The 10,656-nt window shown below is 37.9% G+C and carries 12 protein-coding genes and 1 riboswitch; all 12 genes read left to right on the top strand.

What is annotated here, in order from left to right:
* Nucleotides 1-180: 180 nt before the first annotated feature.
* The gene (locus BAU27_RS11370) at nucleotides 181-525 is read left to right on the top strand and encodes a toprim domain-containing protein (protein ID WP_000640866.1); all 345 of its coding nucleotides are present in this window, start codon (nucleotides 181-183) and stop codon (nucleotides 523-525) included.
* A gap of 3 nt (nucleotides 526-528) precedes the next feature.
* Nucleotides 529-837, top strand: coding sequence for a thioredoxin family protein (locus tag BAU27_RS11365; protein ID WP_083595962.1), 309 nt, complete (start codon nucleotides 529-531; stop codon nucleotides 835-837).
* A 154-nt stretch (nucleotides 838-991) separates the two neighbouring features.
* Entirely contained in the window at nucleotides 992-1,336 is a 345-nt protein-coding gene (locus tag BAU27_RS11360; protein ID WP_000781217.1) for a hypothetical protein, read from the top strand.
* Nucleotides 1,337-1,461: 125 nt separating this feature from the next.
* Nucleotides 1,462-1,569, top strand: a riboswitch (SAM riboswitch).
* A 306-nt stretch (nucleotides 1,570-1,875) separates the two neighbouring features.
* Nucleotides 1,876-2,901 (top strand): methionine ABC transporter ATP-binding protein, encoded by a 1,026-nt coding sequence (locus BAU27_RS11355; protein ID WP_071770927.1) that lies wholly within the window; start codon nucleotides 1,876-1,878, stop codon nucleotides 2,899-2,901.
* On the top strand, nucleotides 2,894-3,559 hold the full coding sequence (locus BAU27_RS11350) for a methionine ABC transporter permease (RefSeq protein WP_071770926.1): 666 nt from the start codon (nucleotides 2,894-2,896) through the stop codon (nucleotides 3,557-3,559). The genes BAU27_RS11355 and BAU27_RS11350 overlap by 8 nt, the downstream gene beginning before the upstream one ends.
* 20 nt (nucleotides 3,560-3,579) lie before the next feature.
* The gene (gene metQ, locus BAU27_RS11345; RefSeq protein WP_071770925.1) at nucleotides 3,580-4,392 is read left to right on the top strand and encodes a methionine ABC transporter substrate-binding lipoprotein MetQ; all 813 of its coding nucleotides are present in this window, start codon (nucleotides 3,580-3,582) and stop codon (nucleotides 4,390-4,392) included.
* Nucleotides 4,393-4,463: 71 nt separating this feature from the next.
* Complete coding sequence (gene metQ / locus BAU27_RS11340; protein WP_071770924.1) at nucleotides 4,464-5,270, top strand: methionine ABC transporter substrate-binding lipoprotein MetQ; 807 nt, start codon at nucleotides 4,464-4,466, stop codon at nucleotides 5,268-5,270.
* 237 nt (nucleotides 5,271-5,507) lie between these two features.
* Nucleotides 5,508-6,293, top strand: a complete 786-nt coding sequence (sufC, locus tag BAU27_RS11335; protein WP_000929162.1) for a Fe-S cluster assembly ATPase SufC — start codon at nucleotides 5,508-5,510, stop codon at nucleotides 6,291-6,293.
* A 15-nt stretch (nucleotides 6,294-6,308) separates the two neighbouring features.
* Nucleotides 6,309-7,601 carry a Fe-S cluster assembly protein SufD gene (sufD, locus tag BAU27_RS11330; protein WP_071748145.1) on the top strand — a complete coding sequence of 431 codons (1,293 nt, stop codon included), beginning with the start codon at nucleotides 6,309-6,311 and terminating at the stop codon, nucleotides 7,599-7,601.
* Nucleotides 7,601-8,821: a cysteine desulfurase SufS gene (gene sufS, locus BAU27_RS11325; protein WP_001020769.1), complete on the top strand. Its 1,221-nt coding sequence runs from the start codon at nucleotides 7,601-7,603 to the stop codon at nucleotides 8,819-8,821. Before sufD ends, sufS begins: the two co-directional genes overlap by 1 nt.
* On the top strand, nucleotides 8,811-9,242 hold the full coding sequence (gene sufU, locus BAU27_RS11320) for a Fe-S cluster assembly sulfur transfer protein SufU (protein ID WP_000009523.1): 432 nt from the start codon (nucleotides 8,811-8,813) through the stop codon (nucleotides 9,240-9,242). Before sufS ends, sufU begins: the two co-directional genes overlap by 11 nt.
* A gap of 48 nt (nucleotides 9,243-9,290) precedes the next feature.
* The coding region (gene sufB, locus BAU27_RS11315; protein ID WP_071742902.1) for a Fe-S cluster assembly protein SufB at nucleotides 9,291-10,656 on the top strand (1,366 nt) is incomplete at its 3' end.

Genomic DNA, 10,656 nt, shown 5'->3' with positions numbered 1-10,656 from the left:
TCCGCTTCTTCCTGCGAGGCAAAAAGCGCCTCTACGTCAGAAGCTCCATCCCCCTCACAATCTGAACGAGCCGCTTCCGCTTTTCTTTTGCAAAAATAAACAGGAAACAACATGAAAATAACGAATATACTATATACTAAGTTAAAGGTTGTATAGTATATGGTGATCGGGTGATGACATATGATTTATGTGGAAAAAGTCATTATTGTAGAAGGTAAATCAGATAGAAGAAAGATTGAATCTATTATTCGTGAACCGGTGGAAATTGTTTGTACAAATGGTACAATTGGTTTGTCGAAAATGGATGAGCTCATTGATCAGTTTTTTGATAAGGAAGTGTATGTACTAGTGGATGCTGATGATGCTGGAGAAAAGTTAAGGAAACAATTTCGAAAGGAATTTCCGCAAGCAGAGCATATTTATATTGATCGCTCGTACCGAGAAGTGGCAACTGCGCCATCTTCACACTTAGCAAATGTATTATGGGGAGCTGACATTGACGTTTATACAGAATATTTACGGTAAGGAATGATAGAAGTGATTGACTGGACAGGTACCGAAGCTACAGCCCTAATAGAAAACGAAGAAAAAACAGTGCTATATGTATATACACCAATGTGTGGAACATGCCAATTAGCAAAAAAGATGTTAACAGTCGTTGAGATGACAATTGAAGAGTTGAAAATTGGAATGTTAGATTTAAATTATGCTCCGCATTTAGCGAAAGAGTATGGAATCGAAAGTGTACCGTGTTTACTTGTTTTTGAAAATGGGACACTCATGAAGAAGATATATGCATTTCATTCGGTTGAATATTTATATACGGAATTAAAGTAGGCGGCAAAGTTTTTGCCGCCTCGACATATTTCCCAAGAAATATGTCGAGATGCAGGGTGGTTACAGTATTTGTCGAGCGAAAGTAACAGGATTGCTCTTTAGTGAGAGGGAATGGTATGTGTAATAGAAAGTGATATGAAGGATGTGATTTAGGGTGAAATTATATTCTTTGCTGCAATCATTTGTAAATTATGCTAATGGTCAATATCATTTAGAACCGCTTTTAAGACAAGGAGAAAAAACTGTTAATTTCCGCTTTGGAGATGAAAGTTGTTCGTTACAAATTTCAAGAGATTATATAGAGCTGCTACATGAGGAAAGAGGAACGGAGCAAATTGTTTGTGTAGATGAAGAAGATGTAAAACAATTGGTGAACGGCAATGTAAGATTGCAAATGTTAATGAACGATGGACGTGTACAGTATTCGGGAACGTATCGAACGATGCTATTAGTTGAATCAATGTTTCATATATGTAAGCCGATGTCAGTGGGTGCTTAAAAGTCTGAAGTTTCTTTTTTTACGAAAATTTCTGTTGACATGGCGTATGGATATTGATACAATTCAATTCATAAAATATAGACAATTTAATAAATTTCAAATCAGACGAAAATTTAATCTGATTTCTCTTATCAAGAGAGGTGGAGGGACTGTGCCCTGTGAAGCCCGGCAACCGTCAACTTATGTTGAAATGGTGCCAATTCCTGCAAAGCAAATGCTTTGAGAGATGAGAGAGAGGGATAATGTTGTTATATACGCATATAAACCTTTCTGCTTCTCTAAAGCGGAAAGGTTTTTTTGTTGTTTGAATGTGGAGGACATTCAAATAATAAAAGTAGTGATAACGGTAGAACCCGCATCAAAAATAAAAAATTGCGGAGTCTATCCAAAGTTTTATGAAATCCAGCTCCAGCGGCTAGAATGTTCGATGGCTTCGCTTCTTCCTATGAGGCAAGAAACGCCTCTACGTCAGAAGCTCCATCCACTTTACATTCTAAACGAGCCGCTTGCGCTTTTTAAACAAAAAAGGGGTGAACATCATGATCTTATTAGAAAATGTAAAGAAAATATATAAATCAAAAAGCGGTGATGTCACTGCTGTAGATAACGCCAACTTACAAATAGAGAAAGGCGAAATATTTGGTGTTATCGGATATAGTGGCGCTGGGAAAAGTTCTTTAATTAGATTGTTTAATCAGTTAGAGAAACCAACGTCTGGTCAAATTACAATCGCAAATCGTGTCATTTCAGCAATTACAGGAAGTGAACTTCGTAAGGCAAGACAAGAAATCGGAATGATTTTTCAGCACTTCAACTTACTTTGGTCACGAACTGTACGCGAAAATATCGAATTCCCACTTGAAATTGCGGGTGTGGATAAGGCGAAGAGAAGAAAACGTGTTGATGAGTTAATTCATCTCGTTGGATTAGAAGGAAGAGGAGACGCATATCCATCTCAGTTAAGTGGTGGACAAAAGCAGCGCGTTGGGATTGCAAGAGCGTTAGCAAATAATCCACAAGTACTTTTATGTGATGAAGCAACGTCAGCTCTTGATCCAGAAACGACGGATCAAATTTTAGATTTATTATTAGATATTAATAAGCGTCTAGGCTTAACAATTGTATTAATTACACATGAGATGCACGTGATTCGGAAGATTTGTAATCGTGTTGCGGTAATGGAGCAAGGAAAGATTGTAGAAAGTGGTCCTGTACTTGATGTATTTCGTAATCCACAGCAAGACATTACAAAACGATTTGTACAACAGTTAACTGATTCTGAAGATACAAATGAAACGATTGAAAGCTTAATTGAAAAATACCCAGATGGAAAAGTAATTCGCTTGCAGTTTATCGGTGAGGCTGTAGAAAGGCCGGTTCTTCAAAGATTAATGCAACGCAGTGATATAGAAGTTAGCATTTTGCAAGGAAATATCGCACAAACGAATAACGGTTCTTACGGTAGTTTAGTCGTTCATTTAAATGGTGAGGAAACAGCAATCCAGCAAGCAATAGAAGGGATTCATCAAGATCAAGTAGAGCTGGAGGTGATTGCGCATGGATAAGTTAATCGCAAATGTTGATTGGAATCAAATGCTAGAAGCGACTGGTGAAACGTTATATATGACGGCAATCGCAGCGCTTGCCACATTTGTTTTAGGACTTATTTTAGGACTATTACTCTTTATGACAGCGAAAGATAATTTATGGGAAAACAAAGCAATTAATACGGTGATTGGAGCGTTCGTAAACATTTTCCGTTCGATACCGTTCATCATTTTAATTATTTTATTAATCCCGTTCACAAAGATTCTTCTTGGAACAATACTTGGAGCGAGTGCAGCGCTGCCAGCTTTAATTATTGGAGCGGCACCATTTTACGCGAGAATGGTTGAAATCGCACTTCGTGAAATTGATAAAGGCGTAATTGAAGCTTCAAAAGCGATGGGGGCAAAAACAAGCACAATTATTTTGAAAGTGTTAATTCCAGAGGCGTTACCAGCGTTAGTATCGGGTATTACGGTAACGACAATTGCTTTAGTAGGTTATACAGCAATGGCGGGAGTTGTTGGTGCTGGTGGCCTTGGAACACTTGCTTATTTAGAAGGGTTCCAGCGAGGAAATAACGATGTAACAATCGTTGCGACAATTTGTGTATTACTAGTTGTATTTTTCATTCAGTGGATTGGTGATAGTGTAACGACTCGAATAGATAAAAGATAATGAAAATGGGGGTATTTAAAATGAAAAAATTATTACTTACGGCACTTATTTCAACTTCAATTTTTGGGTTAGCTGCTTGTGGTGGGAAAGATAAAGATGAAAAGAAACTTGTTGTTGGTGCTTCTAACGTACCGCACGCTGTTATTTTAGAAAAGGCAAAACCTTTACTTGAGAAAAAAGGAATTGAATTAGAAATTAAAAAATTCCAAGACTACGTGTTACCGAATAAAGCGTTAGCGGATAAAGAAATTGATGCAAACTACTTCCAGCACATTCCGTATTTAGAAAAAGAAATTAAAGATAAAAAATATGATTTTGAAATAGCAGGAAAAATTCACTTAGAACCGATTGGTGTATACTCTCAAAAATATAAGAGCTTAAAAGAGCTTCCAGATGGGGCAACAATTATTATGAGTAATTCTGTTGCTGACCATGGACGTGGTTTAGCAATTTTACAAAAAGAAGGCATTTTAAAAATTAAAGACGGAGTAGATCCAGTTAAAGCGACTCCGAAAGATATTGCAGATAATCCGAAAAATCTAAAATTTAAAACGGATATCGAGCCTGGTTTATTACCACAAGTGTATAACAATAAAGAAGGCGACGCTGTTCTAATTAACTCTAACTATGCAATTGATGCGAAATTAAACCCAGAAAAAGATGCGATTGCAATTGAAGGAAATGATTCTCCATACGCAAACGTAGTAGCTGTTCGTAAAGGTGATAAAGATAAAAAAGAGATTAAAGCTCTTGTAGAAGTGCTGCATTCTAAAGAAATTGAAGACTTTATTAATAAAGAATATAAAGGGGCAGTTGTTCCTGTAAAAGAATAATTGCTGAAAAGGGCTGGTGTACGCCGGCCCTTTTTATAACTACATAACTATACGGGAGAAGGGGACATCATATGAAAAAAATTATATTGTCAGTTGTTACAGCACTGTCTGTATTTACATTAGCTGCCTGCGGGGGGAAAGAGGAAAATAAGCTTGTTGTTGGAGCTTCTAACGTGCCGCACGCTGTTATTTTAGAGAAAGCACAGCCGATATTAGAGAAAAAGGGTATTAAATTAGAGATTAAAAAGTTCCAAGATTATGTGTTGCCGAATAAAGCGTTAGCGGATAAAGAAATTGATGCAAACTACTTCCAGCACATTCCGTATTTAGAAAAAGAAATTCAAGAAAAAGGATATGAAATTGTAAACGCAGGAAAAATTCATTTAGAACCAATGGGCATTTACTCTAAAAAATATAAAAGCTTAAAAGATTTACCAGATGGCGGAACAGTTATTATGAGTAATAACGTTGCAGAGCGCGGACGTATGTTAGCACTATTGCAAAAAGGCGGCGTTATTAAATTAAAAGACGGTGTAGATGTTGTTAAAGCAACAGTAAAAGATGTTGTGGAAAATCCGAAAAACTTAAAGTTTAAAACAGATGTAGAACCTGGACTTTCACCGAAGCTGTATGAAAATAATGAGGGTGATGCTTTATTTATTAATTCAAACTACGCAATTGATGCGAAATTAAATCCAACAAAGGATGCAATTGCAATTGAAGGATCAGACTCTCCTTATGCAAATATTATTGCAGTTCGTAAAGGTGACGAGAAGAAAAAAGAAATTAAAGAGTTAGTAGACGTATTGCATTCAAAAGAAATTCAAGACTTTATCAATAAAGAATATAAAGGTGCTGTACTTCCAGTAAATGAATAAGTACAGGAAAGGATTGGGAAATTCCCAGTCCTTTTTTCTTTATATATATAAGAAGAAAAGTGTATCATATAAGGATGCAAGGGAAATACTTATATACATTTGTGAAAAAATTGTTACATTTTTTCAGCGTTTGCGATATCATTTTATTTGATATAAGATTAGAATGAGAATAAAATGAGAATATGAACGTTTTAGTAATTTTTAAAATGTATATATAGGATTAATGGAGGTATTGAGATGGCTGGTTCTACATTAACGGTTAAAGACTTACATGTATCAATTGATGGCAAAGAAATTTTAAAGGGTGTAAACCTTGAAGTAAAAGGTGGAGAAATCCACGCAATTATGGGACCTAACGGAACAGGTAAATCAACTTTATCTTCTGCAATTATGGGTCACCCAAAGTATGAAGTAACAGAAGGTAGCATCATCATCGACGGTGAAGATGTATTAGAAATGGAAGTAGACGAGCGCGCACAAGCAGGTCTATTCCTAGCAATGCAATATCCAAGTGAAATTAGCGGAGTAACAAACGCTGACTTCTTACGTTCTGCAATTAATGCACGTCGTGAAGAAGGCGATGAAATTTCTCTTATGAAATTCATCCGTACTTTAGATAAAAACATGGAATTCCTAGAAATGGATCCAGAAATGGCACAACGTTACTTAAACGAAGGTTTCTCTGGTGGAGAGAAAAAACGTAACGAAATTCTTCAATTAATGATGATTGAGCCAAAAATCGCAATCTTAGACGAAATCGACTCAGGTCTTGATATCGATGCATTAAAAGTTGTATCTAAAGGTATTAACCAAATGCGCGGCGAAGAGTTCGGTTGCCTAATGATTACGCATTACCAACGTTTATTAAACTACATCACTCCAGACTTCGTTCACGTTATGATGAACGGTCGTATCGTTAAATCTGGTGGCCCTGAGCTTGCACAACGTCTAGAAGCTGAAGGTTACGACTGGATTAAAAAAGAATTAGGTATTGAAGACGAAACAGCAGAGCAAGAAGCGTAAGAGAGGAGCATAAACATGACAATCGGTACATTACCTTTCGATCAAGAAACAATCCGTCAGCGCGCAAGCGAAGTAAACGAAGCTGCTTGGTTGACTGAGTTCCGCTTACAAGCTCTTGCACAAGCAACTGAACTTCCAATGCCAACGCCTGATAAAACGAAAATTGAAAAATGGGACTTTATCGGAAAAGGCGACGCTGCTAAGCAAGAGCCTGTAAGTTCTTTAACAGAGCTTCCAGAAGCAGTGAAAAACTTAATCGATGAAAATAACAGCGTATTAGTGCAACGTACTGGTACAACTGCGTTCGTTTCTTTAGCAGACGAAGCAAAAGAAAAAGGTGTTATTTTTACAGACATCATAACAGCTGCAACAGAGCATGCTGAATTAGTACAAAAGTACTTAATGAAAGACGGCGTGAAAGTAGACGAGCATCGTCTAACTGCACTTCATGCTGCATTAATCAACGGCGGTGCATTCGTATATGTTCCGAAAAACGTTGTTCTTGAAACTCCACTTCAAGCTGTATTCTTAGTAGACGGCGAAGAAGCTAACGTATATAACCACGTATTATTCGTAGCTGATGCGAACAGTACTGCAACTTATGTAGAAAACTACGTTGCAAATGAAAATGCTAAAGGTATTGCAAATATCGTAGCAGAAGTAATCGTGGAACAAGGCGCACAAGTGAAATTCGGTGCGGTTGATCTATTAGCAAAAGACGTAACAACTTACGTTAACCGCCGCGGTGTTGTCGGACGCGACGGCCGTATTGATTGGGCTCTAGGTCTTATGAATGACGGAAACACAATCTCAGAGAACGTTACGAACTTAATGGGCGACGGATCATATGCTGATACAAAAACAGTAACAATTGGTCGTGGTAACCAAACACAAAACTTTACAACTAAAGTTGTTCACTTCGGTAAACACTCTGAAGGTTGGATCTTAAAACACGGTGTACAAAAAGATAGTGCAACATCTATCTTTAACGGAATTGGTAAGATTGAACACGGTGCATCTAAATCAAATGCACAACAATCTTCTCGCGTTCTTATGTTAGACGAGAAAGCTCGCGGGGATGCAAACCCAATTCTTTTAATTGACGAAGATGATGTAATGGCAGGTCACGCAGCTTCAGTAGGCCGCGTAGATCCGTACCAATTATACTACTTGATGAGCCGTGGTATTCCAAAACGCGAAGCAGAACGTTTAGTCATCCATGGATTCTTAGCACCTGTAGTAAATGAGCTTCCAATTGAAGGAGTAAAAGCACAGCTTGTTGAGGTAATTGAAAGGAAAGTTCGCTAATGAATATTCATGAAATACGCAAACAGTTTCCAATTCTTGATCAAAAAGTGAACGGCAAACAACTTGTTTATTTCGATAGTGCAGCAACTTCTCAAAAACCAATTCAAGTCATTGAAACGTTAGAACGTTACTATAAAGAATATAATTCTAACGTGCATCGCGGTGTTCATACGCTCGGTACGAAAGCTACCGACGCGTATGAAGGTGCACGTGAGAAAGTTCGCAAGTTTATTAACGCGAAATCAATGGAAGAGATTATTTTCACGCGCGGAACGACAACTGCATTAAATACAGTAGCAGCTAGCTATGGTCTTGAAAATGTAAAAGAAGGCGATGAAATCGTTATTTCTTACATGGAACACCATAGTAACATCATTCCGTGGCAACAAGTTGCGAAGAAAACTGGCGCAACTTTGAAATACCTTCCGCTTCAACCAGACGGTACAATTTCTTTAGAAGATGTTCGTCAAACTGTTACACCGAATACAAAAATCGTTTCTATTATGCAAGTATCAAACGTACTTGGAACGATTAACCCTGTAAAAGAAATCGGAGCAATCGCACACGAAAACGGAGCAATTATGGTCGTTGATGGTGCACAAAGTACACCTCACATGAAAGTGGATGTACAAGATTTAAACTGTGATTTCTACGCATTATCTGCTCATAAGATGTGCGGACCTACAGGTATCGGCGTATTATATGGTAAGAAAGAATTGCTAAACAATATGGAGCCAATTGAATTTGGCGGTGAAATGATTGATTTCGTAGATTTACAAGAATCTACTTGGAAAGAGCTTCCGTGGAAGTTTGAAGCAGGTACACCGATTATCGGTAATGCGATCGGACTTGGTGCGGCAATTGATTTCCTAGAAGAAATCGGTCTTCATAATATTGAAAAGCATGAACATGAATTAGCGCAATACGCTTTAGAAAGACTATCAGAAGTAGATGGCGTTACAATTTATGGTCCAAAGCATCGCGCTGGTCTAGTTACATTTAATATTGAAGACGTACATCCTCACGATGTAGCGACAGTATTAGATGTGGAAGGCATTGCGGTTCGCGCAGGACACCACTGTGCACAGCCGCTTATGAAGTGGCTAAAAGCTTCTTCTACAGCACGTGCGAGCTTCTATTTATATAATACAAAAGAAGAAATTGATACATTTGTTGAATCGCTAATCAAGACAAAGGAGTATTTCACAAATGTCATTTAATAATTTAGATACGTTATATCGTCAAGTTATTATGGATCATTATAAAAATCCTCGTAACCATGGCGTGCTAGAAGATAGTGTTACCGTTAACTTGAACAATCCAACTTGCGGCGATCGTATTCAACTTACGATGAAAGTAGAAGAGGGTATTGTACAAGAGGCGAAGTTTGAAGGAGAAGGATGTTCCATCTCAATGTCTTCAGCTTCAATGATGACACAAGCAGTAAAAGGAAAGAAAATTGAAGAAGCACTTCAGCTTTCGAAAATTTTCTCTGACATGATGCTAGGAAAAGAGTACGATGACAGCATTGATTTAGGAGATATTGAAGCATTACAAGGCGTATGCAAGTTCCCTGCACGTATTAAATGTGCAACATTAGCGTGGAAAGCGTTAGAAAAGGGCTTAAACGAAGATAAGTAATGTTAAAGGTTCCTAAAAACGAGGTTATCTAAGGAGGGACACACCAACATGGCGAAGCAACTGCCAGATATCGGCGATTATAAATATGGTTTCAAAGACAAAGACGTTTCGATTTTCCGTGCTGGACGCGGTTTAACAAAAGAAATCGTTGAAGAGATTTCACGTATGAAAGAAGAACCACAGTGGATGTTAGACTTCCGTTTAAAATCACTGGATAAGTTCTATGAAATGCCAATGCCACAATGGGGCGGCGACTTAAACGACTTAGATTTCGATGAAATTACGTACTACGTAAAACCATCTGAGAAATCTGAGAAGTCTTGGGATGAAGTACCTGAGGAAATTAAAGCGACATTTGATAAATTAGGTATTCCTGAAGCTGAGCAAAAATATTTAGCTGGTGTATCTGCACAGTACGAATCTGAAGTTGTATACCACAACATGAAAGAAGACCTAGAAGCTCTAGGAATCGTCTTCAAAGATACAGATAGCGCATTAAAAGAGAACGAAGATATTTTCCGTGAGCATTTCGGAAAAGTAATCCCACCAACAGACAACAAATTCTCTGCATTAAACTCTGCAGTTTGGTCTGGTGGATCATTCATCTACGTTCCAAAAGGTATTAAAGTTGATACACCACTTCAAGCGTATTTCCGTATTAACTCTGAAAATATGGGACAATTCGAGCGTACGCTTATCATCGTAGACGAAGGCGCACACGTACACTACGTAGAAGGTTGTACAGCACCTGTTTACACGACTAACTCACTTCACAGTGCGGTAGTAGAAATCATCATTAAAAAAGATGCATATTGCCGTTATACAACAATCCAAAACTGGGCGAACAACGTATACAACCTAGTTACAAAACGTGCGGTTTGTGAAGAAAACGCAACGATGGAATGGATTGATGGTAACATCGGATCTAAATTAACGATGAAATACCCAGCAGTTATCTTAAAAGGCGAAGGCGCTCGTGGTTTAACATTATCTATCGCGATTGCTGGTAAAGGCCAACACCAAGATGCTGGTGCGAAAATGATTCACTTAGCACCAAACACATCTTCAACAATCGTTTCTAAATCGATTGCGAAGCATGGTGGTAAAGTAACTTACCGTGGTATCGTACAATTCGGACCAAAAGCGAAAAACTCTCGTTCTAACATCGAGTGTGACACGTTAATTATGGATAACCAATCTACATCTGATACAATTCCTTACAACGAAATCAAAAACGATTACGTTTCACTTGAGCATGAAGCGAAAGTATCGAAAGTATCAGAAGAACAATTATTCTACCTAATGAGCCGCGGTATTTCTGAGCAAGAAGCTACAGAAATGATCGTAATGGGCTTCATCGAGCCATTCACTCGCGAACTTCCAATGGAATACGCAGTTGAAATGAACCGCCTAA

The sequence above is a fragment of the Bacillus sp. NH11B genome, from assembly GCF_001884205.1.
GTDB lineage: Bacteria > Bacillota > Bacilli > Bacillales > Bacillaceae_G > Bacillus_A > Bacillus_A proteolyticus.
Note: the sequence above shows the minus strand (reverse complement) of the source record. Positions and strands in the feature narration are given on the sequence as shown.